At 70.8% G+C, this 25,507-nt stretch carries 25 protein-coding genes and 2 pseudogenes; 15 read left to right on the top strand and 12 right to left on the bottom strand.

Going from position 1 to position 25,507, the window contains the following annotated elements; translation table 11 throughout:
* Nucleotides 1-38: 38 nt before the first annotated feature.
* Nucleotides 39-410: a hypothetical protein gene (locus tag M2437_RS04300; RefSeq protein WP_041357427.1), complete on the top strand. Its 372-nt coding sequence runs from the start codon at nucleotides 39-41 to the stop codon at nucleotides 408-410.
* 60 nt (nucleotides 411-470) lie between these two features.
* Here M2437_RS04300 and M2437_RS04295 read toward each other — a convergent pair whose 3' ends face one another.
* Nucleotides 471-1,160: an SDR family NAD(P)-dependent oxidoreductase gene (locus M2437_RS04295; RefSeq protein WP_499006491.1), complete on the bottom strand. Its 690-nt coding sequence runs from the start codon at nucleotides 1,158-1,160 to the stop codon at nucleotides 471-473.
* A 62-nt stretch (nucleotides 1,161-1,222) separates the two neighbouring features.
* Nucleotides 1,223-1,939 carry an MgtC/SapB family protein gene (locus M2437_RS04290; protein WP_003605733.1) on the bottom strand — a complete coding sequence of 239 codons (717 nt, stop codon included), beginning with the start codon at nucleotides 1,937-1,939 and terminating at the stop codon, nucleotides 1,223-1,225.
* A 291-nt stretch (nucleotides 1,940-2,230) separates the two neighbouring features.
* On the opposite strand from M2437_RS04290, the gene M2437_RS04285 reads away from it, so the two are divergent.
* The 9 genes and pseudogenes from M2437_RS04285 to M2437_RS04245 all read left to right on the top strand — a co-directional run bounded on the left by M2437_RS04285 (nucleotide 2,231) and on the right by M2437_RS04245 (nucleotide 11,279).
* Complete coding sequence (locus M2437_RS04285) at nucleotides 2,231-3,223, top strand: AAA family ATPase (protein ID WP_253389463.1); 993 nt, start codon at nucleotides 2,231-2,233, stop codon at nucleotides 3,221-3,223.
* Between the two features lie 5 nt (nucleotides 3,224-3,228).
* A complete protein-coding gene (locus M2437_RS04280) occupies nucleotides 3,229-4,158 on the top strand; it encodes a DUF58 domain-containing protein (protein ID WP_253389462.1) in 930 nt (309 codons plus the stop codon).
* Between the two features lie 168 nt (nucleotides 4,159-4,326).
* On the top strand, nucleotides 4,327-4,788 hold the full coding sequence (locus M2437_RS04275) for a DUF4381 family protein (protein WP_253389461.1): 462 nt from the start codon (nucleotides 4,327-4,329) through the stop codon (nucleotides 4,786-4,788).
* A gap of 5 nt (nucleotides 4,789-4,793) precedes the next feature.
* Nucleotides 4,794-5,813, top strand: coding sequence for a VWA domain-containing protein (locus M2437_RS04270; protein ID WP_253389460.1), 1,020 nt, complete (start codon nucleotides 4,794-4,796; stop codon nucleotides 5,811-5,813).
* Nucleotides 5,814-5,824: 11 nt separating this feature from the next.
* Entirely contained in the window at nucleotides 5,825-6,748 is a 924-nt protein-coding gene (locus tag M2437_RS04265) for a VWA domain-containing protein (protein ID WP_253389459.1), read from the top strand.
* Nucleotides 6,748-7,687, top strand: a pseudogene (locus tag M2437_RS04260) (tetratricopeptide repeat protein). Before M2437_RS04265 ends, M2437_RS04260 begins: the two are co-directional and overlap by 1 nt.
* The gene (locus M2437_RS04255; protein ID WP_253389457.1) at nucleotides 7,687-9,003 is read left to right on the top strand and encodes a hypothetical protein; all 1,317 of its coding nucleotides are present in this window, start codon (nucleotides 7,687-7,689) and stop codon (nucleotides 9,001-9,003) included. Before M2437_RS04260 ends, M2437_RS04255 begins: the two are co-directional and overlap by 1 nt.
* 87 nt (nucleotides 9,004-9,090) lie before the next feature.
* Nucleotides 9,091-10,185, top strand: coding sequence for a catalase family protein (locus M2437_RS04250; protein ID WP_253389456.1), 1,095 nt, complete (start codon nucleotides 9,091-9,093; stop codon nucleotides 10,183-10,185).
* 151 nt (nucleotides 10,186-10,336) lie between these two features.
* Nucleotides 10,337-11,279: pseudogene (locus M2437_RS04245) on the top strand (DMT family transporter).
* Between the two features lie 10 nt (nucleotides 11,280-11,289).
* Here the strand turns inward: M2437_RS04245 and M2437_RS04240 are convergent.
* The 7 genes from M2437_RS04240 to M2437_RS04210 all read right to left on the bottom strand — a co-directional run bounded on the left by M2437_RS04240 (nucleotide 11,290) and on the right by M2437_RS04210 (nucleotide 18,827).
* Nucleotides 11,290-11,580, bottom strand: a complete 291-nt coding sequence (locus M2437_RS04240) for a hypothetical protein (RefSeq protein ID WP_253389454.1) — start codon at nucleotides 11,578-11,580, stop codon at nucleotides 11,290-11,292.
* Between the two features lie 267 nt (nucleotides 11,581-11,847).
* Nucleotides 11,848-12,903, bottom strand: a complete 1,056-nt coding sequence (locus tag M2437_RS04235) for a CYTH domain-containing protein (protein ID WP_076640935.1) — start codon at nucleotides 12,901-12,903, stop codon at nucleotides 11,848-11,850.
* A 245-nt stretch (nucleotides 12,904-13,148) separates the two neighbouring features.
* Nucleotides 13,149-13,565: a peptide-methionine (R)-S-oxide reductase MsrB gene (gene msrB, locus M2437_RS04230; protein ID WP_253389453.1), complete on the bottom strand. Its 417-nt coding sequence runs from the start codon at nucleotides 13,563-13,565 to the stop codon at nucleotides 13,149-13,151.
* Nucleotides 13,566-13,668: 103 nt separating this feature from the next.
* The gene (locus M2437_RS04225; RefSeq protein ID WP_253389452.1) at nucleotides 13,669-14,826 is read right to left on the bottom strand and encodes a YihY/virulence factor BrkB family protein; all 1,158 of its coding nucleotides are present in this window, start codon (nucleotides 14,824-14,826) and stop codon (nucleotides 13,669-13,671) included.
* Between the two features lie 214 nt (nucleotides 14,827-15,040).
* Nucleotides 15,041-16,507, bottom strand: a complete 1,467-nt coding sequence (locus M2437_RS04220) for an HWE histidine kinase domain-containing protein (RefSeq protein ID WP_253389451.1) — start codon at nucleotides 16,505-16,507, stop codon at nucleotides 15,041-15,043.
* 203 nt (nucleotides 16,508-16,710) lie between these two features.
* Nucleotides 16,711-18,243, bottom strand: a complete 1,533-nt coding sequence (locus M2437_RS04215; RefSeq protein ID WP_253389450.1) for a malonate--CoA ligase — start codon at nucleotides 18,241-18,243, stop codon at nucleotides 16,711-16,713.
* Nucleotides 18,244-18,386: 143 nt separating this feature from the next.
* Nucleotides 18,387-18,827 carry a hypothetical protein gene (locus M2437_RS04210; RefSeq protein ID WP_253389449.1) on the bottom strand — a complete coding sequence of 147 codons (441 nt, stop codon included), beginning with the start codon at nucleotides 18,825-18,827 and terminating at the stop codon, nucleotides 18,387-18,389.
* Nucleotides 18,828-19,179: 352 nt separating this feature from the next.
* Here M2437_RS04210 and M2437_RS04205 point away from each other — a divergent pair, with 352 nt between their 5' ends.
* The gene (locus M2437_RS04205; RefSeq protein ID WP_253389448.1) at nucleotides 19,180-20,091 is read left to right on the top strand and encodes a collagen-like protein; all 912 of its coding nucleotides are present in this window, start codon (nucleotides 19,180-19,182) and stop codon (nucleotides 20,089-20,091) included.
* 12 nt (nucleotides 20,092-20,103) lie between these two features.
* On the opposite strand, the gene M2437_RS04200 is transcribed toward M2437_RS04205, so the two are convergent.
* Nucleotides 20,104-21,327: a TIGR03862 family flavoprotein gene (locus tag M2437_RS04200; RefSeq protein ID WP_253389447.1), complete on the bottom strand. Its 1,224-nt coding sequence runs from the start codon at nucleotides 21,325-21,327 to the stop codon at nucleotides 20,104-20,106.
* A 314-nt stretch (nucleotides 21,328-21,641) separates the two neighbouring features.
* Between M2437_RS04200 and M2437_RS04195 the strand changes: the two genes are divergently transcribed.
* Nucleotides 21,642-22,667 carry a TerC family protein gene (locus M2437_RS04195; RefSeq protein ID WP_012252598.1) on the top strand — a complete coding sequence of 342 codons (1,026 nt, stop codon included), beginning with the start codon at nucleotides 21,642-21,644 and terminating at the stop codon, nucleotides 22,665-22,667.
* Nucleotides 22,668-22,808: 141 nt separating this feature from the next.
* Nucleotides 22,809-23,111: a hypothetical protein gene (locus M2437_RS04190; protein WP_003598909.1), complete on the top strand. Its 303-nt coding sequence runs from the start codon at nucleotides 22,809-22,811 to the stop codon at nucleotides 23,109-23,111.
* A gap of 76 nt (nucleotides 23,112-23,187) precedes the next feature.
* Here M2437_RS04190 and M2437_RS04185 read toward each other — a convergent pair whose 3' ends face one another.
* Nucleotides 23,188-23,766, bottom strand: a complete 579-nt coding sequence (locus tag M2437_RS04185; RefSeq protein WP_238505969.1) for a type 1 glutamine amidotransferase domain-containing protein — start codon at nucleotides 23,764-23,766, stop codon at nucleotides 23,188-23,190.
* 183 nt (nucleotides 23,767-23,949) lie between these two features.
* On the opposite strand from M2437_RS04185, the gene M2437_RS04180 reads away from it, so the two are divergent.
* Complete coding sequence (locus M2437_RS04180; RefSeq protein ID WP_003598905.1) at nucleotides 23,950-24,171, top strand: hypothetical protein; 222 nt, start codon at nucleotides 23,950-23,952, stop codon at nucleotides 24,169-24,171.
* Between the two features lie 181 nt (nucleotides 24,172-24,352).
* Nucleotides 24,353-24,787 carry a translation initiation factor 2 gene (locus M2437_RS04175; RefSeq protein WP_253389446.1) on the top strand — a complete coding sequence of 145 codons (435 nt, stop codon included), beginning with the start codon at nucleotides 24,353-24,355 and terminating at the stop codon, nucleotides 24,785-24,787.
* A 58-nt stretch (nucleotides 24,788-24,845) separates the two neighbouring features.
* Here M2437_RS04175 and M2437_RS04170 read toward each other — a convergent pair whose 3' ends face one another.
* Nucleotides 24,846-25,235: a hypothetical protein gene (locus tag M2437_RS04170; RefSeq protein ID WP_003598900.1), complete on the bottom strand. Its 390-nt coding sequence runs from the start codon at nucleotides 25,233-25,235 to the stop codon at nucleotides 24,846-24,848.
* Nucleotides 25,236-25,507: the final 272 nt, after the last annotated feature.

Here is a 25,507-nt window from a genome sequence, read left to right as displayed (position 1 = left end):
CAGTGCACAAACCGGACGGACCGTCCTATGATCGGTGCATGAAGACCGCGAGTCGTGCCGTGAAAAAAACTCCGAAGAGCTTTCAGGATCTGCCTCCGATCCGGGTGCGGCGCGAGCCGCCCACGGTCGACGAGGCGGTCGCCGCCGCCCAGGATCTGGCCGACGACGTCGAGCAGCAGGTGGAGATCGCCTGCGGGCTGATCGGCCTCGGCCCGGACGAGGTGCGCCCCCACGTGGTCGCTGCCGCCAAGGCCGCGGCGGCGCGTCCGGCGCACCGGCCGCTGGAGCAGCGCATCCTCGCGCCGACGAGCCCGAACCGCGCCCCGCCGCGGGCGGTGATCGTCGAGCGCCGCAGTCGCCCGACCGTGGTGGTCGAGCGCCGCAGCCGGCCCCTCGATCAGCGTCGGTAAGCTCAAGGCATCGTCTTTTTGGCAAAAGCCGGCCGCCGGCTTTCGGGACGATGCCCGGGCCTACCAGGGCAGTGTCTCGCCCCGGTGGTCGAGATAGGCGAGATCCGTCCGGCCGGCTCTCGCCTCGATCACGTCCGCCAGCCCGGCCGCGCTCGTCGCCACGTCGAGATCGGCCCCCTCGCCGCCCATATCGGTGGCGACCCAGCCCGGATGCAGCAGCAGCACGCCGAACGCGCGGTCGGCGTGGCGCGCCGCGAAGCTGCGGGCGTTGGTGTTGAGCGCCGCCTTGCTCGCCCGATAGTTCTCCCAGCCGCCCTCGGTGTTGAGGCCGACGCTGCCGAGCACCGAGGACATGAAAGCGAGCGTGCCGCCCGGTGCAAGGGTCTCGGCAAAGGCGTCCGCGAACAGGATCGGGCTCACCGCATTGGTCAGGTAGACCTGTGCATGGACCGCCCGCGCCACCGCGTTGAGCGGCTTCTCCGCCTCGATCAGCACGCCGGCCACCACGAAGACCAGATCGAATTGTTCGCGCCTCGTCCGTTCGTGCAGGGCGGCAACCGACGCATCGTCGTCGATATCGACCGTTTCGACCCGCACACCCTCCGCCGCGAGCCGTTCGAGACCGGGCGCGGCCCCGCGCCGGGTCGCGGTGACCTTCCAGCCGCGCCGCAGGAAGGTCTCGGCCAACCCGAGCCCGAGGCCGCGGGAGGCGCCGACGATCAGGGCGTGCTTTTCTTGGGGATGGCGCATGGTGGTTCGTCCGCACTCGCACCGATGGATGTGTAGGCCGTAGGCTTCACCGCAGGGCGCGATCAATCCCCCGTCTGCACCGACCACGTCGCGTGGCGCACCTCCGGCCGCTTCTCCAGATCGGCCACCACGGCGTCGAGATCCTTGGCGTGGACCGTCGTGGCGGTGAGCGTGGCGATGACGTCGACGGTGGTCTCGCCGCGCTCCTCCACCTCCGTCGTGCCGACGGGGTAGTCCGCCGCCTCTAGGCGCTCGACCAGCAGGTCGCGGGCAAGGCCGGCGGTCTCGGCCGGCACCGTCACCTGCACCGCGTAGGTCGCCTCCGTCGCGCTCTCGTCGATGGGGATGCGGTCGATGAGGTTCACTAGCGGGCGCAGCAGCGTGTTGCCGGCAAGGACCGCGATGGTGACGAAGCAGGCTTCCAGCGGAAGGTCGGCCCCGGAGAAGGCGCCCGCGGCCGCCGCGCACCAGAGGGTCGCGGCGGTGTTGAGGCCGCGCACGTTCATCCCCTCCTTCATGATGACGCCCGCGCCGAGAAAGCCGATGCCGGAGACGACATAGGCGACGACGCGGGTCGCCCCCTCCGCGCCGGTCAGACGCATGCCGAGATCGACGAAGGCGGCGGCACCCAGCGCCACCAGAACGGCGGTGCGCAAGCCCGCGCTGCGCTGCCGGTACTGCCGCTCGACCCCGATCAGGGTGCCGAGGCCGAAGGCGACCGCGAGGCTGATGCCGGAATTCACGGCTTCTGGCGTGGGGAAGGGAAAGGGGCCGGGCATGGACCGTTCGGGGACCTTTTCGGTGTCGCGCGGTTTCCCCGCTGTCGCACGAGCGTGACGGTTGCGTGACGAAACGTCAGCGATCCGCGCGCAGCCGGTTGCGTGCGGTCAATTTGCCCGTGGCCAGGGGCGCGGCGCGGGATTGACGCGGCGACCGGGCAGCGGGCACACCGGCAGGATTGTGGGAGCCTTAAGAAAAACCCACGCTGAGGAGACGCGCATGCTGCAGGATCTTTCTCCTGCGACGAGGGCCGAGGCTCGACTGGCGACGGCGCTGGCAGAGGCGCTCGTATGAGCGTCGAGGCACTCGCCCGGCCCGCGGCGGCGGCGCCCGTCCGCGATCGCATCCTGCAGCTTCGCGACGGGCTGAGCCACGGGCTGATCGGCGCCGACAAGCTGGTCGAACGCCTGTTGATCGGGCTGCTGACCGGCGGCCACCTGCTGATCGAGGGCGCGCCGGGGCTCGCCAAGACTCGTGCGGTCAAGCGCCTCTCGGACGGGCTCGACGGCTCCTTCGCCCGCGTGCAGTGCACGCCCGACCTGATGCCCGCCGACCTCACCGGCACCACCGTCTGGCGCCAGGATGCGGGCACCTTCGAGTTCCTGCCGGGACCGCTGTTCCACTCGCTGATCCTCGTGGACGAGGTGAACCGCGCGCCGCCCAAGGTGCAGTCGGCGCTGCTGGAATCCATGGCCGAGGGGCAGATCACGGTGTCGGGCCACACCCACCGCCTGCCCGACCCGTTCATGGTGGTGGCGACGCAGAACCCGATCGAGCATGCGGGCACCTTCCCGCTGCCCGAGGCGCAGCTTGACCGCTTCCTGCTCCACGTCGTCGTCGAGATGCCGGACGAGGCCTCCGAGCGCCGCATCCTCGATCTCGTCGAGGGCGAATTGAACCACCACGCCGAGGCGATGCCGGTGAAGCTCTCGGTCGCCGAGGTGATCGCCGCCCGCGAGGCCGCGCTCGCGACCTACGTCTCGCCGGCCCTCAAGGACTATCTCGTGCGGCTCGTGGCCGGCACCCGCGGCGACAGCGTCGCGCCGGAGCTGCGCGCGGCGATCGAACACCCGGCCTCGCCCCGCGGGACGCTGGCGCTGATGGTCGCCGGCAAGGCCCGCGCCTACCTGCACGGCCGCGACCACGTCGTGCCCGAAGACATTTCGGAGTTGGCCGCTGACGCCCTCGCGCACCGCATCGGTCTGACCTGGCGCGCGGCGGCCGAGGGGCGCACCACGCGCGGCATCATCGGCGGGTTGGTCGATCGGACGCGGGCGCTGTAGCCGTCATGACCGCGACGGCGGCCCCCGCAAGCGACCCGACCGACGCCCCCGGCATCCACCTGTCCGGGGCCGGACTCATGAGCCTGCGCCATCTCGCGCGGCGCGGCGTCTCGCCTGCGACCCGCACCATCGCCGGGTTGCCCGGCGGCATCGTCACGCGCAAGCGCGGGCGCGGCTCGGAGCCGGACGACGTGCGGCCCTGGTCCGAGGGGGACGACCGCCGCTTCATCGACCGCAACGCCACCGCCCGCACCGGCCAAGTGCACGTGCGCACCCATCATGACGAGCGCGACCGCGCCGTGGTGCTGCTCGCCGACTTCCGGCCCTCGATGCTGTTCGGCACCCGCCGGGCGCTGCGTTCGGTGGCGGCGGCTGAGGCGCTGACGCTGCTCGGCTGGCGCGTCGTCGGCGATGGCGGGCGCATCGGCCTGATCGCGGCGGGCGCGGGCGAGCCCGCGGTGATCCGTCCGGCCGGTGGCGAGCGGGCGATGACCGCCGTCACCGGCGCCTTGGCCCATGCCCACGCCGAAGCCCTCGCAGGCCCGGCAGTGGACGACCCGCCGCTCACCGACACGCTGGCGCTCGCCCGCTCGCTCCTGCCCTCGGGCGGACACCTCGTCGTGGCAAGCGCGCTGGACGCGCCGGGGCCGGATTTCGAGAGTCTGATCACGGCGCTCGCCGAGCGGCTCTCGATCCGCCTGCTGCTGGTCAGCGACGCCTTCGAGCGGGCACGCCCGGCCGGCCTCTATCCCTACGCCCTGCCGGGCGGGCAGCGCGGTACCGTCCAGGCCGACCGTAGGGCCCAGCCCGCCGATGCGATCGACCCGCGCCTCGCCCGCCTCCATGCCTGCGGCGTCGAGGGCCTGCGCATCGACGTCGAGGCCGGGCCGGAGAGCTACGCCCCGCTGATGGAGCGGCTCGATGCGGTGTTGTGAGATCGGGAGCGAATCCCCCTCTCCCCGCATCCGGGAAGCGGGGGCGGTTCAGGAAGAGACTCTTTCGGTGGCGCCCCCTCGCCTGCTGGCTCGCTCTGCCGACGACAAGGTCGGCAGAGCCCTCTCCCCGCACGCGGGGCGAGGAGATGCGCGGCGGAGGGTACAGGAATGACCACCCCCGCTCCCGACCTCTCGACCCTGCGCGGGCTCCATCTCCCCACCGGCGGCAACAGCGCGGTGCAGCCCGAGATGGTGGCCGCCCTGGCCCTCGGCTTCAGCCTCGCGCTGCTCGTCGGCCTGATCCGCCTCGTCCGGGCGCGGCGCGGCGCGTCGGTCCGCCGGGCGGCCCTGCGCGAGTTGGCCTTGGCCCAAAACCTCGAGCCGGAGGCCCGGCGCGTCGCGCAGGCCCGGCTGCTGCGGCGCGTGGTGCGCACGCTGAAGGGTGAGGCGGCGGCCGGCGCAAGCGGCGCGGCCTGGGCGGCGACGCTCGACACCACCTTCGCCACCGACTTCTTCCGCTCCGGACCAGGCCGCGTCTTCGCCGACGATCTCTACCGGCGCCCGAAGACCATCGATCCCGCCGCCATCGATGCCGGCCTCGGCCGCCTGCTCTCACAGATCCGGGCCTGATCCGAATGCCCACCTGGATCACGGCCCTCGCCTCCGCCTTCGATTTCGCGGCGCCGCTCGCCCTGCTGCTCCTGCCCCTGCCGCTCGCCGCCCGGCTGATCCCGCCGGAGCGCCAGGGCGGCAGCGGCGCCTTGCGCGTTCCCCCCTCCCTCGTCGGCAGCGCCGAGCACGCCGAGAGCATCGCCGCCCGCGGCCGCCGCCGACTCTGGCTCATCGGAACGCTGTGGGCGGCCCTCGTCGTCGCGCTGGCCGGTCCCCGCCTCGTCCTGCCCGCGACCGCGCTGCCGGCCTCGGCCCGTGAGATCGTGCTCGCCCTCGACCTCTCGGGCAGCATGGAGCGCAAGGACTTCTCGCTGGACAGCGAGACGGTCAGCCGGCTCGCGGCGGTGAAGCGCGTCGGCGCCGAGTTCATCCGCCGCCGGGCCGGCGACCGCATCGGCCTCGTCGAGTTCGCCGATCAGGCCTACGTCGCCGCAGCCCCCACCTTCGACACCGCCACCGTGGCCCGCACCCTGGAGGAGGCGACCATCGGCCTCGTCGGGCGCTCCACCGGCATCGGCGACGGGCTCGGCCTCGCGCTCAAGCGCCTCGCCCCGGCTCAGGTCGCGGCGGCCGACGGCGAAGGGCCGCCCCCCGCCCGCGACAAGATCGTAGTGCTGCTCTCGGACGGGGCCAACAATGCCGGCCAGACCGCACCCAAGGACGTGGCGGCGCTGGCAAAGGATCTCGGCGTGCGGGTCTACACCATCGCGCTCGGGCCGATCGACATGGCCGACAACCCCAACAACGAGCAGGACGTGGTCGATGTCGAGACCCTGCGCGCCATGGCCGAGACCAGCGGCGGCCGGGCGTTCCGCGTGAAGACCACCGACGACCTGGAGAACGTGGCCAACGCCATCGACGAATTGGAGGGTGGGCGTGCCAAGGCGCCGCCGCTGCCCCTGCGGCGCGATCTCTGGCCCTGGCCGGCGGCGCTCGCCTTCCTCTGCGCCTGCGGTCTGCTGGCGACGCGGCGCCGGATCTGAGCGGGAATCGCATGATCGAATCCCTCACCCTCCTGCGCCCGCTCTGGTTCCTGGCGATTCCCGTCGTGGCTCTGCTTGCGCTGCGGGCGGCATGGCGCTCGGCGCCGCTCGGCGACTGGAACAAGGCGGTCGATCCGCACCTGATGGCGCTGGCCGCCCGCCGCGGCGCGGTGCTGGGCGGCCGGCGGCAGGCTAATATCGCCGCCGCTCTGGCCGCCGGCATCCTGGCGCTGGCGCTCACCGGCCCGGCGGTCGAGCGCCCGGAGGCCTCGACCTTCCGCAACCTCGACGCCACGGTGATCGTGCTCGACCTCTCCCGCTCGGTCACCGAGGGCGGGCGCTTCAAGGAGGCGCGGCAGGCGGCGGAAGCGGTGGCGGAGGCCGCAGGCACCCGCTCGCTGGCGCTGATCGTCTACGCGGGCGACGCCTACACCGCGCTCTCGCCGACCAACGACCGCGAGAGCCTCGCCACCACCCTGTTCGCGCTCGATGCCGACACCGTGCCCGACCGGGGCAGCCACCCGGAGCGCGGGCTGGCGCTGGCCCGCCGGACGCTGGCCGAGGCCAACGTCGTCGCCGCCGACGTCGTGCTGATCTCCGACGGCGACGGGATCGGGCAGGCCGCCGAGCGCGAGGCTGCCGCGATCCGGGACAAGGGCTGGCAGCTCCACGCCCTGTTCGTGCCCGCGGGCAAGGCGCTACCACCCGGCGCGCCGCGCCCCGACCGAACCGCCCTCGACCGGCTCGCCGGCACGGGCGGCGGCCGGGCCGCCGACATCGATGCGTCCGAGGCGGTGCTCGAGCGTGTCGGCGCCTCGACCGCCCAGCACCTCGCCGCGAACGGCTACGGCGTGCTCGCCTTCGCCGATCTCGGCCGCTGGCTGCTGCTGCTGGCGCTTCTGCCCGCCCTCCTCCTGTTCCGACGGAGCGCGTGATGCTGGCGTCCTTTTCGCCCCGCCCCTTCACCCAGTCGGCGCCGCTGCGGCGGATGCTGCCCGTCGCCTTCCCGCGTAACTGGCGGCGGCTGGCGCGCATTGCAGGGCTTGCCCTCGCGGGCGGCGGCCTGCTCGGATTGCTGCTCGTGTCGGAGCCGCGCACGACGCTGGGCCGCTTCCTGATGGCGGCCGGTCTGCCCGGCGCAGCCGTTGAGGTGTTCGACACCCCCGCATGGCGCGCCGCCGCCCTCTACGAGGCCGGGCGCTACGGTGAGGCGATTCCGCTGTTCCGGGCGCAGGGCAAGCGCGGCGCCTACAACCTCGGCAACGCGCTCGCCCGCTCCGGCGATCTGCAAGGCGCAGTTGAGGCCTACGACGAGGCGCTGACCTACAACCCCGCGCGACGCCGACGCGCAGGCCAACCGCTCGCTGATCGCCAAGGCCCTGGAAGAGGAGATCGATCGCGGCAAGGGCGGCGGCATCGCCAATGCCTCGGCGCAGTACGGCGCCCGCTACAACAACACCGCCAACCAGGACCAGAACGACGACATCCGCGCCACCGCCAGCGGCGAGGGTCTGGCTGGCAACAAGGAGGGCGGTTCCTCCGCCTCGTTGCCGGGCACGAGCCCAGTGGCCCGCCGCGGCAAGGCCGAGCAGCAGGCAGTCGATTCCGGCAAGGGGCAGGCCCGAGGCTCGGCGAGCGACGCGGCCGGCCGCGGACGCCAGGGCGCCGGCTCGGCCATGGTCGCCGCCGCGCCCGAGCGCGAGGCACGCCGGGTGACGAAGAGCTTCGAGGCGCACGAGATCCACCCCGACCGGCTCTGGCTCCAGACCCTGCCGGACGAGCCCGGCCGCTATCTGAAGCTGCGCCTCAAGGCCGAGCAGGCCCGCCGCATCGAGGCCGGCACCGCCATCCCGGGAGGCAGCAACCCGTGGTAATGTTTTTCGACTCGTTCAGGCGGGCCATCCTCTCCCGCAGAGGGGCGAAGGGACCATTGGCGGCCCTCCTCGTGCTGCTGGCCTTCACCGCCCCGGCCCACGCCATCGAGCCCGGCGACCTCACCCTCACCGTGACGCCCGATCTCCCCGGCGGCACGCAGCCCTATGCCCGCGAGATGGTGCTGCTGCGCCTGCGCGGGGTCTACCGCACGCAGATCCTCCTGGAGGAGGTGCGCCAGCCGGCCCTGGTCAACTTCTCCTGGACCCAGCTCGGCCGCGACAACTGGGGCCGCACGCGCATGCCCGACGGGCAGATGGCGCTGGAATTCGAGCGCACGATCGCGGTCTTCCCCCAGCATACGGGGACCTTCACCATTGAGCCGTTCATCCACCGCCTGACGATCAATGACAACGGCGAGCGCAAGCAGATCGATGTGCGCTCCGAACCCGTCCCCTTCCCCGTGGCGGCCTGGACCGGCGCGAGCGGCGGCCCCGACACGGCGGAACCGTGGTGGCTGCCGGCGCGGGACGTGGCGATCACCGATTCCTGGGACCCCGATCCCGAGACGCTGAACCAGGGCGAGACCGCGCGCCGGATCGTGACGCTGGAAGCGCAGGGCATGCTCGCCGAGGGGCTGCCGCCGCGCCCCGTCATGCGCACCCGCGGCATCATCACCTTCGCCGGCCCGGTGAAGCGCGAGACGATCATCACGCCCGCCGGCCCGGTGGCGCGGGCGACCTACCAGTGGGACATCAAGAAGGGCGTGGCCGAGGTGATCCCGCTCGACGCGATCAAGATCCCCTGGTTCGACACGCTCACGCGCACCCTGCGCGAGACCGAGATTCCCGCCCGCCAGATCGGCGGCGGCCTCGCCGACCGGGCGGAGGATCTCAAGGAAGCGGGGCCCGCCGCGTGGTCGGCACTGGCCGCGGCGGCGCTCGCCGCCTTCGGCCTCGGGCTGGCCTTGATCGGCTTCCGCACCGGCCCGGGCTGGCTGCAGCTCGACCGCGGTCAGGCTCGTGCCCTGCGGCTGGCGGCGGCCTCAGGCGACGCGTCGGCGTTCCGGACGGTGCTCGGGCGAGCCGCGCAGGCGCAGCCGGATCTTGCCGCGCTCTGGCAGGCGGAGCCGGATCTGGCGCGCGACCTCGCCGCCCTCGACCGGCAGGTCTTCGGCCCTGCCGCGTCCGGCGCGGGTTCCGTCGATCTGCCCGGCCTCGCCCGGCGGCTCGGCCGGCGCCGGAGACGCGGCACCTCCGCAGCACTCGCGCCCGCCCCCCGGCTGGCTCCCCTCGACGGCCCGGTCGCGCAAGCGTGACCGGGTGGCGCTGAACGGCTGCGACTGGCCTTCGTTTGGCTTTAGACCGGCTCTGTCAGGACCGGCAGATCCACCACGAGGCTGGACGTGAGCCCTGCGAGCCCGATTCCCTATCATCCGTCCGTCGAGCAGCCGCGCACTGACGAGGCCGACATCCACGCCCAGATGCTCGCGACCTTCGCGAAGATCCAGGAGACCACGTTCAAGGATTACGGCCGGGCGGTGCGGGGCGTTCACGCCAAGGCGCATGGCCTGCTGACGGGCCGGCTCGAAATCCTGGACGGTCTGCCGCCCGAACTGGCCCAGGGCCTGTTCGAGAGGCCCGGCATCTACGAGGCTGTGCTGCGCTTCTCCACCAATCCCGGCGACATCCTCGATGACAGCGTCTCGACCCCGCGCGGCCTCGCGCTGAAGATCGTCGGCGTCGAGGGCGAGCGCCTGGAGGGGGACGAGGGCACGAGCCAGGATTTCGTGATGGCCAACGCCCCCGCCTTCACGGCGCCGGACGACGCGGCCTTCCTCAAGAGCCTGAAGCTCCTGGCCGCCACCACCGACACGCCGCAGGTGTTCAAGAAGGCGTTCTCGGCGGTCCTGCGCGGTGTCGAATCGGTGCTCGAAGGCCTCGGCACCCAGAGCCCGACCCTGATCGCGATGGGCGGCCACCCGGAGACGCACATCCTCGGCGAGACGTTCTACAGCCAGGTTCCGCTGCGCTGGGGCACCTACATCGCCAAGGTCGCGTTGGCGCCGGTTTCGCCCGAACTGACGGCGCTGACGGGCGCCAGCCTCAACGTCAATGGCCGGCCCGACGGCCTGCGTGAGGCGGTGACCGCCTTCTTCGCCGAGAACGAGGGCGTGTGGGAGCTGCGGGCGCAACTGCGCACCGACGAAGAGACGATGCCGGTCGAGGACGCCTCGAAGCCCTGGCCCGAGGAGGCGAGCCCCTATCTCGCCGTGGCCCGCCTCACCGTGCCGCGGCAGGATGCGTGGAGCGAGGAGAAGGTCCGGCAGATCGACGACGGGCTCGCCTTCAATCCCTGGCACGCGCTCGCCGCGCACCGGCCGCTCGGCGCGATTATGCGCGCCCGCCGGGCCGCCTACCCCGCCTCCGCCGGCTTCCGGGCCGAGCATAACGGCTGCCCGATCCATGAACCTCGTGCAGGCTCCGGCGTGGGTGTGTGACGCAGCCGGCGGGCCGTCGCTGACGAGTGGGCGTGGGCCGAAGGCGAAACTCTAAGCCGCTTGCGGGACGCGGCCCCGCGCGGAGCCGGGATGCGCTGGACTCCGGCTTGCTCTACGGCCTCGATTCGAGGCCGGAGACCGGGAGAGAGTCGTGTCCGCCAAACAGGTCGGCGAGACGGAACGCGCGATCGCCCGCGATCCGCGACGCCTCGTCGGCATCGCCCTGATGTGCGTCGCCCCGGTGTTCTTCGCCAGCCTCGATGCGACGGGAAAGGTGCTGGCGGGTGCGGGCGTGGATCCGCTGCTCACCACCTTCATGCGCTACGCCGTCAACGTTGCGCTGGTGACCGCCTTGATCAACCCGGTCACACGGCCGGGCGTCGCCCATTCGCGGCGCCTGCCGCTCCAGATCCTGCGCTCGCTGCTGCTGTTCGGCTCGACCGCCTGCAACTTCCTGGCCGCTGCGCTCGCTCCAGCTCGCCGAGACGATCTCGATCCAGTTCGCCGCGCCGCTCACAGTGGCGCTGCTCGCCGGGCCTCTGCTTGGCGAATGGTCGTCGCGGATGCGGCTCGCGGCGGTGGCGACGGGCTTCGTCGGCGTCCTCGTCATTGTGCGGCCGGACGCGCTGGCAGCCAAGCCGGCGATCCTGTTCAGCCTCGGCGCGATGCTCTGCTACGCAATCTACGTGATCGTGACGCGCAAGCTCGCAGCCCACGACTCGACCGCCACGACGGTGTTCTACACCGGGCTCGGCGGGCTCGCGGTGATGAGCCCGCTCCTGCCCTGGATCTGGACGGCACCGGCCTCGGGCACGGTCTGGGCCCTGCTGATCGCGGTCGGGCTGTTCGGCACGATCGGGCATTGGCTGCTGGTGCTGGCCCATGCACGGGCGCCGGCGAGCCTGCTCGCGCCCTTCATCTACACGCAGATCCTATGGTCGGTCCTGCTCGGCTACCTGCTGTTCGGCGACGTGCCGAGCGCCTGGACGATGCTCGGCGCCGGCATCATCGTCGCATCAGGCCTCGCTCTGCTGAGCGAGGATTCTCTGATGCGCCGACATGCGCGGCGGAGGCAGACCCCTCCCCGCGCATGACCGCACGCACTTAGCGGTAGCGGTGGTGGCGCGGATGATGACGCCGGTGATGGTAGGGCCGGTTCGAGCGCATCCGGGTGCGGTAGGCGCGCCGACCGGGATCGATGCCGAGCACGCCGTTCACGCCACCCACCGCACCGCCGACGGCGCCGCCCACGATGCCGCCGATCGGGCCGGCGACGCGATCGCCCTCGGCCGCGCCGCGGCGCATTCCGCCCGGAATACCCTGGGCCTGAGCCTCACCGGCGATCGGCATGAGGCAGAGCATCAGCCCTGCGGCAGCAATGGCGAAACGTCTCATGGCGGCGATTCCTCGTTGGGAATGGACACGTACCGGTGCTTCACCCGGCAGGTTGCAACCGGATGCCAGCCAACGAAGCCTTCCCCTTGCCGGTTCCAGCCAACGGCCTCGCCATCCCCAGGATCCGTGCCCCAGGATCGCTGACGAACGGGGGCGCTCCCCTCGCCGCGCAGACAAGCGGGCGTCATGTGAGACCCTGCAATGCAGAACGCCGGCCCCTTGCGGGAGCCGGCGTTCCAAGAAATCCTTCGACGCGGCGTGAGCCGGTCAGGTCTGCTGGGTGCGGCGGGGCCGAACCTGCCAGCGCTCGAACGCCTCGGTCACCTCCTCGTCGCGGCCCGGCTCCTGCGGGTTGCGGATCGCGGCGCCGAGCGCCTTCGAGAGGCTCTCGATCACGTCGTCGATGCGCGCATCCGGCGGCAACCGCTCGCCGGACTCGGCCGCCGGCTTCTGAGCCTCGGCGGTCTCGGCGGCGGGCTGCGCCTCTTCGGGCTTGGCGGCCTCGGTCGGTGCAGGCTCTTCGGCAGCGGCCGGCTCGGGCGCCGTCGCTTCGGCGGGCGCAGGCTCCTCGGCCTTGGGGGCTTCGGGCGTCGGTTCGGCCGCGGCCGGGAGAGGCTCTTCGGAGGCCTGAGGCTGCTCCTCCGACTTGGTCTCGGGCGGCGTGGCCGGCTCCGCCACCGCTGCCGCGAGGAGCGCATCCGGAACCGGCGCAGGCTTCGGCGGCTCGGGCGGACGCGCCGGAGTGTCGCGCGGGGGCGACACCGGCTTCGACGGGGTGAAGGGCGGACGATTGGAACCGAAGCGCGGCTCGATCAGGTCGAGCACCGCGTCGAGGGCGGCGTTGCTCAGGGGGATGTCACCTGGGGTCGGAACGCCGGTGATCGCGATCGACTGGCCGTCATAGGCCTTGTCCGTCGTCACCTCGGCGCCGAACCAGACTGGCGGCGTGAAGCCCTGCGCGGCCGATGCATCGGAGAAGACGAGGCTGACGATGTCGAGGCCCGACGGACGCACGTAGCGATCGACCAGCGCCTCGACCGAACCACCGAGCGAGACCGTGGTGCGCTCGTAGACGGCCCGGCCCTGGCAGACGTCGAGCAGGGCGTCGCCGTGGGCGCGCGGCACCTCGGTGCGCTCCTCGGCCATCGCCCCCTCGGAACCGGTCATCAGCACGAGGAAGCAGTTGGTACCCTGCAGCCGCACGAACGAGGTCCGCCCGGCCTGCGGCGCGAAGTAACCTTCGGTGACGCGGGACCCGCCCCGCTCCTTCCGCAGAAGACGGACCAGAGAGGGCGCCACGAGAAACCGGCGAACGACACTCATTCACTTCCCTCCGCGGGTCGGCACGCACCGGTCCGGGACCGCGCCCGAACACTCGGCCTTCGGGGCGCCGATCCCGAAGGGGATCGGCTGCCGCCCACCGTATTGGACATGGGCGGTCCGCGAAGACCGGGGCGTTAACCTGTTCTTCACATGGACCTTCATGGCGAAGTGATGGGCCCGAAACAACCACGCGGCAAGCCTGGAGGCCGAAAAGGCGTGGAATTCATCGGGCCGATCCCATGAATTCAGCCCTCGGGTTCGAAGCCGAGAGCGACGCCGTTCATGCAGTAGCGCAGCCCCGTCGGGGCCGGACCATCCTCGAAGACGTGGCCGAGATGGCCCTTGCAGCGGGCGCAATGCACCTCGGTGCGGGTCATCCAATGGCTGCGGTCGACCGTCGTCTCCACCGCATCGTCGAGCGGCGCGAAGAAGCTCGGCCAACCGCTGCCCGACTCGTATTTGGTGTCGCTCTCGAACAGCGGAGCGCCGCAGCCGGCGCAGACGAACGTGCCGGGGCGCTTCTCAGCATTGAGGCCGCTCGTGCCGGCCCGCTCGGTGCCGTGCTCGCGCAGCACGCGGTACTGCTCTGGCGTTAGCGCCGCGCGCCATTCTTCTTCCGTGCGAATCTCGGGATCTGTGCCGATGACGTCGGATCCGGCCATGTCGCGTTCCTCCGGTGCTTTTCTCGTTTGGCAAGATGGTGCCGGGCACCGCTTGTCACGAGTGCGACCCTCCCGCGCAAGAACGGATGATGCGTTGTGCGCCTCAGGCCGCCGCACCCACGGTATCGGCCATGCGCGCGCCGCGCTGCCCCAGCGGCTTCTGCGGGCTCGTGGTCGAATCGCGGGCGGTCTGGTGCTCGATCTCGGCGTTGATCTCACCGCCGAGCAGCACGATCGTCGCCGAGATCCAGATCCAGGTCATGAAGCCGATCACGGCGCCGAGCGAGCCGTAGGTCTCGTTGTAGTTGCCGAAATTGGCGACGTACCAGGAGAACAGGATCGAGGCGATGAGCCAGAGCACGCCCGCCACGACGCTGCCGGCGCCGACCCAGCGCCAGCGCGCCCGCTCCCGGCTCGGGCCGTAGCGATAGAGCACGGCCAGCCCGCCGAGCAGGACGAGGAGCAGCACCGGCCAGCGCGCCATGGCGATGAGGCGCGCGCCGTCGCCCAGACCGAGGAAGTTGAACACCACCGGCAGCACGACGATCGAGATCAGCGCCAGGATGATGAAGAGCAATGCGCCCGCGGTGAAGGTGAGCGAGCGGACATTGAGCCAGAAGAAGTTTCGCTTCTCCTCCTCCTCGTAGACGACGTTGAGCGCGTCGAACATCGCCTTCATCGCGGCGTTGGCGCTCCACAGCGACAGCGTCAGGCTGGTGAAGAAGGTGAAGCCGAGTGCGCCGCTCCCCTTGGTGGCGATGCGCTTGACCTGCTCGCCGATGATCTCGATGGCGCTCTCCGGCAGCACGCCGTGCAGGGTGGAGAGGTGGACGTTGATCGTATTTACGTCGGCCACGAGCCCGTAGCAGGTGACGAGCGCGGCAATCGCCGGGAACAGCGAGAGCAGGGTGTAGAAGGTCACGCCCGCCGCGACCGAGAGCACCCGGTCCTTGTTGAATTCGAGGTAGACCCGCGTGGCGATGTCCCACCAGCCGGGCGAAGGGATCTCGCCGGGATGGTCAGCGGCGCGCCCGCGATTGGCTTGCGTCGCCGCCACCCAGCGGGCGGAGCGCCCCTCGTGGGAATGGGCGCCGCCGTTGCGCTCCTTCGCCGCCTCAGCCGCAGGCGCGTCGTCCGCGTCGGGCGGGCGTCGGGACGCGGCGGCGAGCGCGACCAGCGCCGCCCCCATCATTAGGGTCCAGAGCACGGAGGCCGTGCCTTCCGCGGGCAGGCGGGGCGGGGTCTGGGGGGAGGACGGCATGATTCGCGGGGTCGGGCGCAAGCGCCTGGATAAGAGTGCCTCACAAAACTCCCGGTCTCCGACCGTTCTCGCTCTGGCGATGACAGCGGGGCGGGAGTTCTGTGAGAGACACTAAGACGCGGTTCAACCCCGGATCAGGCTTGGCCGTTCCCTCGAACCGCGGCGCATCCACCGGAAACGTCGGGACGGGCGACGGCTTCGGCGCGCGTGACCCTCAGGCGACCTCGCGCTCGGGCAGCGGCGCCTCGAGCGTGAGGACGAGGCCGCGGCTGCGGTAGTCGATTTTGGCCTCGCCGCCGAACTCGGCCGCCAGCACCCGCTCGATCATGCGCGTGCCGAAACCGACCCGCGACGGCCTCTCGACCGGCGGACCGTCGAACTCCTCCCAGCGCATCAGCAGGCGCTTGGACGCACGACCCTCGACGTCCCAGTTGAGGATGATGCGGCCCGAATTGTTCGAGAGGCCGCCATACTTCACGGCATTGGTGGCAAGCTCGTGCAGTGCCATCACCACGGCCAGCGTCAGGCGGGAGGTGAGGCGCACCTCCGGCCCGCCGAAGCGGATGCGGTTGCGCGGACTGACCCGGAACGGCTGCAGGGCGCTCTCCACCGCCTCGGCGAGCGTCACCCCGGCGGTGGCTTCCGTGGTGAGGATGTCGTGGGCGGCAGCGAGCGAGTTGAGACGCGCGTCCAGCGTCCGTCGGGCATCGTCGAGCGAAGCGGCGTTGCGCAGGGTCTGGTGGGCGATGGATTGGACCGTGGCGATCGTGTTCTTCACCCGGTGCTTCATCTCGGCGGCGAGCAGGGTGCGCTGCTCGTCCGCCCGCTTGCGGTCGGTCACGTCCAGCGAGATGCCGGCCATGGAATGCGGCGCCCCGTCGGCCCGGTAATAGGCCCGGCCGCGCAACTGCACCCAGCGCACCTCGCCGCCGAGGGCCGTGACGCGGTACTCGACGTCGTAATCGCTCCGGCGGTCGATGGCCGCCTGCATCGCGGCCTGCATCCGTTCGCGATCCTCAGGCACCACCGCCTCGACGAGGTCGTCGTAGCTGAAGGGCTCGGTGAGCGGGCGCCCGAAATTCTGCTTGCACAGGGTGGAGGCGACGAGCCGGCGCTCGGCGAGGTCGAGGGACCAGGCACCGAGCCGGCCGGCGGCCAGCATGAATTCGAGGCGGTGCTCGCTCCGGGTGAGGTCGTCGTTGCGGCGCTCGACCTCCTGTTCCAGGGCGTCGCGGTCGCGCTGGAGCCGGACCATCCGGTCGCGTTCCAGGGTCACGTCGAACTGCGAGGCGAAGAAGTAGGTGAGCTGCCCCTCGTCGTCGAAGACGGGGGAGATCAGCAGGCGGTTCCAGAAGACCTCGCCGCTCTTCTTGTGGTTCAGGAGGTCGATCTCGACGGGCACGCGCCGCTCGACGGCGTCACGGATCCGGGCGACGTCGCGCGGGTCGGTCTCCGGTCCCTGCAGGAAGCGGCAATTGCGCCCCAAGATCTCTTCGCGGCTGTAGCCGGTGAGCTTGCTGAAGGCGCCGTTGACGAAGACGATCGGGTTGTCGGGCCGGTGCGGGTCGGTGATCAGCATCGGCATCCGCGTCGCCTTGACGGCGGCCGCGAACGGGTCGGTGCTTTTGGAAACGCGGACCAGTTCGGCTTCGATCCGGTCGTGTTCGGCACTCTTAGTCACGTTCGGACGAAACTCCGAGGATTCAAGACGGAGAAAACATGGACCGCCATCGGGTCCACGCCCCCGAGACGCAGAGTTCCCGGAGCATAAGCAGGCTCATAACACCGGTCACCGCCAGCATTGCATCACAGGCTTGAGAGCACCAGCGCGGCCCTCTCGGCCGGTCTGACAGGGGAACCCGCCGGCGCGAGCGGGCAACCGCGTCAGCCGCGGTAGAGGTCGGCATGGGTCTCGCGCAGAAGGTTCTTCTGCACCTTGCCCATGGCGTTGCGCGGCAGTTCGGCCGCGAACAGAACCCGCTTGGGGCATTTGTACTTGGCCAGCCGGCCTTCCAGCGCCACCAGAACCGTCGCCTCGTCGGGCGCGCCCTCGCCCGGCACCACCACCGCCGTGACGCCCTCGCCGAAATCGGGATGGGCCAGGCCGATCACCGCGGATTCGACCACGCCGGGCAGCGCGTCGATCTCGACCTCGATCTCCTTCGGGTAGACGTTGTAGCCGCCGGTGATGATGAGGTCCTTGCCGCGCCCGACGATGTGGACGTAGCCGTCGCGGTCGATCTTGCCGAGATCGCCGGTGATGAAGAAGCCGTCCACCTTCAGCTCGGCGGCGGTCTTCTCCGGCATGCGCCAGTAGCCCTGGAACACGTTGGGGCCCTTCACCTCGATCATCCCGACCTCCTCGGGCCCGAGCGGCGCACCGGTCTCGGGATCGACCACGCGCAGGGTCACCCCCGGCAGCGGGAATCCGACCGTGCCGGCCCGCCGCGCACCCTCGTAGGGGTTCGAGGTGTTCATGTTGGTCTCGGTCATGCCGTAGCGTTCGAGGATGGCGTGGCCGGTGCGCTGCGCCCATTCCCGGTGCGTCTCGGCGAGCAGCGGCGCGGAGCCCGACACGAACAGGCGCATATGGGCCGCCGCCTCGCGGGTGAGGCCAGGCTCCTTGAGCAGCCGGGTGTAGAAGGTCGGCACCCCCATCATCGCGGTGGCCCGCGGCATCAGTTCGAGGATCTTCTTCGCATCGAGCCGGGGCAGGAACAGCATCGTGCCGCCCGTGGCTAGGACGATGTTGGTGGCCACGAACAGCCCGTGGGTGTGGAACACCGGCAGGGCGTGGATCAGCACGTCACGCTCGGTGAAATGCCAATACTGCGCCAGCGTGAGCGCGTTCGAGGCGAGGTTGTCGTGGCTCAACATGGCGCCCTTGGAGCGCCCGGTCGTGCCCGAGGTGTAGAGGATCGCGGCGAGGTCGTCGGCCCCGCGGGGCACGTCCGCGAAGTCCGGGCTCGCCGCGTCGGCGGCCTGCGCCATGCTGCCGTGCCCGGCGGCGTCGAGGGTGCGGGTCTGCGGCACGCCGGCTTGGCCCGCGACCGCTGACAGGTCGGCTTCGCGGGCGGGATCGCAGACGAACAGGGCCGGCTCGGCATCGCCGAGGAAGTAGGCGATCTCGGGTCCCGTATAGGCGGTGTTGAGCGGCAGGAAGACCGCGCCGGCCCGCACCGCGCCGAGATAGAGGAAGATCACCTCGGCGCTCTTCTCGACCTGCACCGCGACCCGGTCGCCGGGCTTCACGCCAAGGGTCTGGAGCGCGCTGGCATAGGCGCCGGAGCGGGCCAGGAGGTCGGCATAGGTGTAGCGCGCGCCGTCCGAGGTCTCGATGAAGACCTTGGCGCCCGGATCGGCCGGGCAATGGGTGCGCACGAGGCCGAACAGGTGATTGACGATCGGTTCGGCCATCGCGCGGTTCCTCACCAAATGCCCTGTGATCGATGTTCTTGCGACGGATCCTTGCGGCGGACCCTTGCCCTCCGCATTGGCGCGGGCGCGCGCTTCGTTCAAGCGGGAACGATCGGGAAGACGGCCGTGCCGTCTGTCAGCCCTTACTCCGTCGGGATGCGCCCGACCGAGCAGAGGGTCCGGAGCGCCCCGACGCTATCGGTGTAGCAGCTCGCCGACCAGCCGTTCTGCTGGATGAAGGATTTGCGCCCCTCGCGCAAAGCCGTCTGATAGGCCCGCGCCAGGATCGGCTGCACGGTCGCGGCCGGCTCGCCGACCACGAGTTCGGACGCGATCGTCAGCTCGCGGAAAAATTCGGCGGAGGGCGAGGGATCGCCCGAGGATGCCTGCACGATGGGCTGGGCGCGGCAGGTGAGATCGAGCCGGACCCCGCTCGCGGCCCGGACGTCGATGCTCGGACCGACCCGGCGGCCGGCCTTCTTCGCCCCCGTCGCCTGGGCGATGCGGGCGGCGAGCGCGTCGCAGTCGTCGGCCTGCGCGGCGGTGGACAGGAGGAACAGGACGGCGAGAAGCGGGCGAAGCATGGCGGTGGTTCGGTCTCGAAGGTCGCAAGCCAAAGTCGTAGGCCTAGGCCGGCCGTGCCCGTGCGGGCTGTCGGCGGACCGGGCACTCTGCCGGCCGTCTTAACGGATCGACCCGCGGGTGGCTTCCGGCTTTTGCCGGCAAGTCTCCGCACGGCGCGTCGGCTTCACGTCCGGTGGGCCGGATCTGTGGACACAATCTGAAAACCGCATTCCGCCTCAGCCGCTTGGCCTGTGGATGGGCGGTGTGGACGAGTGTGGACGACGCCGCGGGCTTGACCCTGGCCGGCCGGCAACCGAAACCTTTCCTCCGCCGCGCCGGGGAGATGCGCGGGACAAGATCGGAGGAGCGAGCATGCCGACGACGCGCGACCTGGGAGCACGAAAGCCGGCCAATTCGCGAGCCGTTTGGCCGACCCTCTCGCCGATCCTGATCGCGCTGGGCCTCGTCCTTGCCGGACCGGCGGCGGCGCAGAGCCAGGGCGAGACGCAGTTGCGGGCGGCCCGTGCCAAGGCGCCGAGCTCGCCGGCCCAGCCGATCCAGATCTGGGACGCGCGCATCGAGGGCGGCGACCTGCGCATGAGCGGCAGCGTGGGCAAGAGCGGCGTCACCGTGATCCTCGACGACGACATCTCCGTCCTGTCGGACCGCCGCGGACGCTTCGAGTTCCGGCTGCCCTACCGGCCCGCGACCTGCATCGCGATGGTCAAGGCCGGCGAGAACGAGCGCGAGGCGGTGGTCGCCAATTGCGCGCCGGAGGGGCCGGCCGGCAAGGCGGGCGAACAGGGCCCCGCCGGCCCGCAGGGCAGCGCCGGCCTCCAGGGGCCGCCCGGTGCCGCCGGGCCGAAGGGTGATCCAGGCCCGAAGGGTGAGCAGGGGGCCAAGGGCGAGCAGGGGGCCAAGGGCGAGCAGGGGGACAAGGGCGAGACCGGGCCAAAGGGCGAAGCGGGTCTGGCCGGGCCTCCGGGCGCGCCGGGGCCGAAGGGCGAGCAGGGCCTCAAGGGGGAACCGGGCTCGAAGGGCGAGCGCGGCCCCAAGGGCGATCCGGGATCGAAAGGTGAGACCGCCGCGACGGTGTCGGCCCCGTTCCGTGTCGTGCGGGCGCGCGCCTGCACCGATTCGGGCTGTACGCTCTCCTGCGATGCGGGCGAGGTGCTGGCCTCGGCCACCTGCCAGACGGGCGGCACGGCGACCCTGGACGGCGACACAAAAGCCTCCTGCGCGGCCGGCAGCAGCGGCATGGTCGGGATCTGCGCCCGGCCCTGAGCCGGACCGGGTTCATCCCTGCTCGTTGAGCCAGGCCAGCATCCCCTTCGCCGCGGCTCGGCCGCTGGCGAAGGTGGCCTGAAGCAGGTAGCCGCCGGTCGGGGCCTCCCAGTCGAGCATCTCGCCGGCCAGGAAAGTGCCGGGCCGTGCTCGCAGCATGAAATGCGCGTCGAGTTCAGCCAAGGCGACACCGCCCGCCGTCGAGATCGCCCGCGCGATCGGGGCTGGCCCGAGAAGCCGGAGCGGCGCCGCCTTGATCGCCGCCGCCAGCGGCTCCGCTTCGGTCGGCAGAGCATTGGCATGCGCCTCACGCAGCAGGCCGATGGCGGCGGGGCTCAGCGCGGCCGCCTTGCGCAAGCGGGTGGAGAGACTTTCGCCAGGGCGGCTTCGGGTAAGGCGCGCCCGGAGCGCGCCCGCATCGAGATCTGGGCGCAGGTCGAGGGTAAGTTCGGCGACGCCGTCGCGCTCCACCGCCTCGCGGATCGGCCGCGAGAGCGCATAGATCACCCCGCCCTCGATGCCATCCGCGGTGGCGACCGCCTCGCCGCGGGCGCTCGACCCGCCGATGCGCGCGGCGAGGCGCTTGAGCGGCTCGCCCGCGAAGCGTCCCGAGAAATGCGCCGACCACGCAACGTGGAAGCCGACATTGGCAGGCTTGAGCGGTGCGACCGCGACGCCGTTCCGCTCCAGCAGCGGCACCCAGGCCCCGTCCGATCCAAGCCGCGGCCAGCTCGCCCCACCGAGCGCCAGCAGCGTCGCCCGCGGCCGGACGCGGAGCGGGCCCTCCGGCGTTTCGAAGGCCAGCGCGCCGTCTTCCAGGCCGACGAGCCGGTGCCGGGTGCGGATCGTGACGCCCAAGGCGTCGAGGCGGGTGAGCCAGGCGCGCAGCAGCGGCGAGGCCTTGAAGCTTTCCGGAAACACCCGGCCGCTCGACCCAACGAAGGTGCTTTGCCCCAGCTCTTCGCACCATGCCCGCAAAGCGTCCGGCGGATAGGCCTCGACCGCCGCCGGCAGGCGCGGATCGACGGGGGCGTAACGCCCCAGGAAGTCCGGCAGCGGTTCGGAATGGGTCAGGTTGAGCCCGCCGCGCCCGGCAATGAGCAGCTTGCGGCCGACGGACGGCATGCGCTCGTAGACGGTGACGGGCTGCCCCGCCCCGGCCAGCACCTCCGCCGCCATGAGCCCGGCCGGCCCGCCGCCGACGATGGCGATTCCATGCTCTCGATCCGCGTCCATGATTTGCGGCAGGGCCCGGAGACCCCGCTTCTGTCAAGCGCGGCCGGGCTGAAAATCAGCACATGCGCTTTGTGGGTGAGGATCAGGGATGAAAATCGCCCTGCCCTTGATTCGACGCGATCGCGCGTCTAACTGCCCGACATCGGCTGCGGGCCCCTCTGGCGGAACGCGCACCGTCCCCCTCGCGATGCTCCCGGTACTCCGGTGAGATCATCTGTCCGCCGGATCGGCGGCCCGTTCGGGAGGGAGACGGCAGACGCTTCCGCGATGTCGGAGTCGATGCTCTCCCAAAGTGAAGCATCCGGTCCCGCGCGATGATGATGGAATTTTTGAACCACGAGTGGCTCGGCAAGCCCGTCTGGATGTGGCTGGGCTTCCACGCCTTGGTGGCCGGCCTGCTGGCCTTCGATCTCGGCCTGCTCCACCGCGACAAGAACCACGAGATCGGGGTGAAGGAGAGCCTGCTCCTCACCGCCTTCTACTTCACCCTCGGCCTCGCCTTCGGCGGCTGGATCTGGTGGATGCTCGGGTTCGACCCGGCCCAGGAATACGTGACCGGCCTCGTGATCGAGAAGTCGTTGTCGATGGACAACGTCTTCGTGATCGCGGTGATCCTCACTTCGCTCGGCGTGCCGCGGGCGGCGCAGCACCGGGTGCTGGTCTGGGGCATCCTCGCGGCGGTGCTACTGCGCGGCCTGATGATCGGGCTCGGCTCGGCTCTCGTCCAGCAGGCGCACTGGGTGCTCTCGGTCTTCGCCGCCTTCCTGATCTATGTCGGCATCAAGATGCTCGTCTCGAAGGAAGAGGACGAGCATGACATCAAGAACAGCGCCTCCATGCGCCTGCTCAAGAAGTGGGTGCGCGTCACCGACAAGCCGGAGGGCCAGCACTTCATCGTCCGAAAGCCCGATCCGAAGACGGGCAAGATGGTGCGCTGGCTGACGCCGCTCGCTGTGGCTTTGGTGCTCGTGAACATCGCGGACGTGATCTTCGCCGTCGACAGCGTGCCGGCAATCTTCGCCATCACCACCGACCCGTTCATCGTCTACACCTCGAACATCTTCGCGATCCTGGGCCTACGCGCGCTGTACTTCGCGCTGGCCGCGATGGTGGACCGCTTCGCCTACCTGAAGACGGCGCTCGCCCTCATCCTACTGTTCATCGGCGCGAAGATCGTCGTCGCCGACACCCTGGAACTCGTGCACCTGCCGCCGTGGGTCTCGCTCGTCGTCACCCTGGTCCTGCTCACCCTCGGCGTCGTCTACAGCCTGTGGCGCACCCGCGGCGCGGCGGAGACGGAGGCCGAGAAGACCCGCGCGGAAGTCGCGCACCGGATCTGACGCAGGCAGGATCCGCGAGGCGCGCCTTCCCGATCCGGCACGCTTCGTCGGCGTCACCTCGGAGGGTTCGTTCACGATCTTGCGCGATGCTGGGGACAGGCCGGGGAACCGGCTGCGTTCCCAGCGTTTTCGGGCCTCACCATGCGGCGTTTCCTGACCGGCGGCATCAAGGCGATCCTGGCCATCGCCGTCCTTTCCACCGCCGCCCATTGGGCGATGCGCGTCCAGCGGGAGCCCGCATCAGCGGCCCTGCCGGTGGCGGCGCTCGCTGACCCCGTCACCACCGGCTCCATCGCGGCGCGCAAGACTGAGCGCTCGGCACCGGAGGCGGCCGTGATGCCGGCGAGCCTCGGCAGCGGCGTCGACAAGGATCACCTCGCCAAGCTGATGGCCGGTGCCGCCTCGGAGCGACCGAAGATTCAGAAGGCCGTCGCCAAGCGCTGACGGCGGCACGTCATCGGGCATAAAAACAGCCGCCGATCCGAGGATCGGCGGCTTTGTCGTGCCGGTGAGGCGAGGTTCAGGCGGCGAGCTGACGCGGCTCGTGGCGGCCTTCCTTCACCTCCTCGATGATCTTGGCGCAGAAGGCATCGAGGTCGCCGGGGTTGCGGCTGGTGATGATGCCGCCATCGGTCACGACCGCCTTGTCCTGCCAATCACCGCCCGCGTTGATCACGTCGGTCTTGATCGAGGCGAACGAGGTGAGGGTGCGCCCCTTCACCGCGCCGGCCTCGATCAGCAGCCAGGGGCCGTGACAGATCGCGGCCACGACCTTGCCGGAGGTGAGGAAGTTGCGGACCACTTCGAGCGCCTTCGGCTCGAGACGCAGCTTGTCCGGATTGATCTGTCCGCCCGGCAGAACCAGCGCGTCGTAATCGGCCGGGTTCACGCTCTCGAGATCGAGATCGACCGGCACGTCCTTACCCCAGTCGGTCTTGTCCCAGCCGCGGATGGTCCCCTTGGACTGGCGCGATTGCGGGCTTGCCACGGTGACCGTGGCGCCGGCCTCCTTCAGCTTGGCCTGCGGTACCGTCAGCTCGCTTTCCTCGAACCCGTCGGTGGCGACGATGAGGATCTTGGCCTCGCGAATATCGGGCATGGCTTTGCTCCGTTGATGTCAGGGATTGCCGGGCCAACGGACCGCTCCCGGCACGGTTCCAGAAACCATGACCGCGCTGTCACGGCGCCGCACCTGCACGGCCCACGAGACGAACGAGGAACGGAACTGGACCGAAGGGCATGTGTTGGACCGCCATACCCGAAGCCAGACAGGAGGCGGTCCATGGCCAATCCCGGCGCCCCGACCCCCGAGCCCATCCCCGGCGGACAGATCCCCGGCGATCTTCCCCCGCCGCCGCAGCCCGACGATCTGCCCGATATCGGGCCGACCGGTCCGCGCACACCCTACCCGGTCGATGATCCGAACATCGACGAACCGCGCGGACCCGGCTCCGAGCCGGACTATCTGCCCGGCGGACCGACCGATCCCGGCATCCGGCTCTGAGCCGAGGCCAAGGCCGCGCCCCCGCCGAGCGGGGCGCGGCCAACCGACGTCACATTTTCATCACACGTTGACGACCGTGCGAGCTGTCCCCGACCTCTCGTCTTCCGCACCCTTGCGTTGAGACGAAGCCGTCTCAACAACCGCCCCACCGCCCGCAGAGGCAGTTGGGGGACACCACATCATGTTCAAGCAATCTCTGGCCGCCGCGCTCGTCGCGGTGAGCCTTGCCGCGTGCGGAAGTGTCACGCGCGGCACGACGGAGCTGATCGCCTTCACCTCCGAGCCGCCCGGTGCTGCCGTCGCCACCACGACGAGCCGGTACTGCGCGACGACGCCATGCTCGCTCGACGTGCCGCGCTCGGAGGAGTTCGACGTCACCTTCACGAAGCCCGGATTCCAGCCGCAAACCGTGCCGGTGCGCACGAAGCTGGCCGGCGCAGGGGCGGCGGGTTTTGCCGGAAACGTCCTGGCTGGCGGCGTCATCGGCATGGGCGTCGATGCCTATACCGGTGCGGCCATGGATCACACGCCCAATCCCGTCGCCGTCACCCTGATGCCCGATGCCTTGCCGAGCGCGGAGCGCACGCGCCGTCGCCGCGGCAGGCCGGGCGTCTGACCGTAACAGGGGCGGATCGCCGCTCCGCCGAAGCGTCACCCTTCGGCAGGGCGGGCCTTCAATGCCCGCCGTGCGAGGTGCGGACGTCCCGCGGCGCGGCCAGGATCTCGCTGAGGCTGGAGGCGACGTGGCGTGCTTCCTCGTCGGTCAGGCGGAGCTGGAACGGCGGCAGCGCGCCGGCCTGGAGGGCCACCACCGCCTGACCCTGCTCGTCGGTGCCCACCTCGATGGCCGAGGACGTCACGTCGAGCATGGCGACCTCCTCGTCGCCGTTCTCATCGGGCAGATCGACCTCACCGTCGTCATCGATCGCGGTGAGGAGCTGGCCGACGGCGCGCACGAGCGCGCGGGCGGCGCGGGCATCCATGACCACCGCCGTCGATTGGTCGTCCTTCTGGAACGAGAGCTGGATGTTCGCGCCTTCGAGGGAAACCGAGATGCCCGCCATGAACCGCCTGACTGCACTGCCTTGGAGCGGTGCGTAACCGCCTGGATTGACGTTCATATATGCACCGGCCCCGTGCTTTGTCACAGGGTGGCGGCGGCAGTACTCCAGGCTCGATCGGCCTGGTCCGCTCCCGCCTCGCGCGCGCGGCTCCGGGGCGGCCGCGTTCCGTCCCGCCTTGTTAAGGCCGCATCGTCAGCCTACATGTTGTCGTGACGGGCGCGGCGGAGCGAATGGCTTCGGTCCATTTGCAACCCGCTTGTCATCCCGCAAAA

It is taken from the genome of Methylorubrum pseudosasae, from assembly GCF_029504475.1.
Lineage (GTDB): Bacteria > Pseudomonadota > Alphaproteobacteria > Rhizobiales > Beijerinckiaceae > Methylobacterium > Methylobacterium extorquens.
The sequence above is the reverse complement of the archived record's forward strand: the minus strand, read 5'-3'. Positions and strand labels throughout refer to the sequence as shown.

Coding starts and splice junctions, on each gene's coding strand:
- M2437_RS04300 (WP_041357427.1), top strand. CDS start 39: ATGAAGACCGCGAGTCGTGCCGTGAAAAAAACTCCGAAGAGCTTTCAG.
- M2437_RS04295 (WP_499006491.1), bottom strand. CDS start 1,160: ATGCGCCATCCCCAAGAAAAGCACGCCCTGATCGTCGGCGCCTCCCGC.
- M2437_RS04290 (WP_003605733.1), bottom strand. CDS start 1,939: ATGCCCGGCCCCTTTCCCTTCCCCACGCCAGAAGCCGTGAATTCCGGC.
- M2437_RS04285 (WP_253389463.1), top strand. CDS start 2,231: ATGAGCGTCGAGGCACTCGCCCGGCCCGCGGCGGCGGCGCCCGTCCGC.
- M2437_RS04280 (WP_253389462.1), top strand. CDS start 3,229: ATGACCGCGACGGCGGCCCCCGCAAGCGACCCGACCGACGCCCCCGGC.
- M2437_RS04275 (WP_253389461.1), top strand. CDS start 4,327: ATGACCACCCCCGCTCCCGACCTCTCGACCCTGCGCGGGCTCCATCTC.
- M2437_RS04270 (WP_253389460.1), top strand. CDS start 4,794: ATGCCCACCTGGATCACGGCCCTCGCCTCCGCCTTCGATTTCGCGGCG.
- M2437_RS04265 (WP_253389459.1), top strand. CDS start 5,825: ATGATCGAATCCCTCACCCTCCTGCGCCCGCTCTGGTTCCTGGCGATT.
- M2437_RS04255 (WP_253389457.1), top strand. CDS start 7,687: ATGTTTTTCGACTCGTTCAGGCGGGCCATCCTCTCCCGCAGAGGGGCG.
- M2437_RS04240 (WP_253389454.1), bottom strand. CDS start 11,580: ATGAGACGTTTCGCCATTGCTGCCGCAGGGCTGATGCTCTGCCTCATG.
- M2437_RS04235 (WP_076640935.1), bottom strand. CDS start 12,903: ATGAGTGTCGTTCGCCGGTTTCTCGTGGCGCCCTCTCTGGTCCGTCTT.
- msrB (WP_253389453.1), bottom strand. CDS start 13,565: ATGGCCGGATCCGACGTCATCGGCACAGATCCCGAGATTCGCACGGAA.
- M2437_RS04225 (WP_253389452.1), bottom strand. CDS start 14,826: ATGCCGTCCTCCCCCCAGACCCCGCCCCGCCTGCCCGCGGAAGGCACG.
- M2437_RS04215 (WP_253389450.1), bottom strand. CDS start 18,243: ATGGCCGAACCGATCGTCAATCACCTGTTCGGCCTCGTGCGCACCCAT.
- M2437_RS04210 (WP_253389449.1), bottom strand. CDS start 18,827: ATGCTTCGCCCGCTTCTCGCCGTCCTGTTCCTCCTGTCCACCGCCGCG.
- M2437_RS04205 (WP_253389448.1), top strand. CDS start 19,180: ATGCCGACGACGCGCGACCTGGGAGCACGAAAGCCGGCCAATTCGCGA.
- M2437_RS04200 (WP_253389447.1), bottom strand. CDS start 21,327: ATGGACGCGGATCGAGAGCATGGAATCGCCATCGTCGGCGGCGGGCCG.
- M2437_RS04195 (WP_012252598.1), top strand. CDS start 21,642: ATGATGATGGAATTTTTGAACCACGAGTGGCTCGGCAAGCCCGTCTGG.
- M2437_RS04190 (WP_003598909.1), top strand. CDS start 22,809: ATGCGGCGTTTCCTGACCGGCGGCATCAAGGCGATCCTGGCCATCGCC.
- M2437_RS04185 (WP_238505969.1), bottom strand. CDS start 23,766: ATGCCCGATATTCGCGAGGCCAAGATCCTCATCGTCGCCACCGACGGG.
- M2437_RS04180 (WP_003598905.1), top strand. CDS start 23,950: ATGGCCAATCCCGGCGCCCCGACCCCCGAGCCCATCCCCGGCGGACAG.
- M2437_RS04175 (WP_253389446.1), top strand. CDS start 24,353: ATGTTCAAGCAATCTCTGGCCGCCGCGCTCGTCGCGGTGAGCCTTGCC.
- M2437_RS04170 (WP_003598900.1), bottom strand. CDS start 25,235: ATGGCGGGCATCTCGGTTTCCCTCGAAGGCGCGAACATCCAGCTCTCG.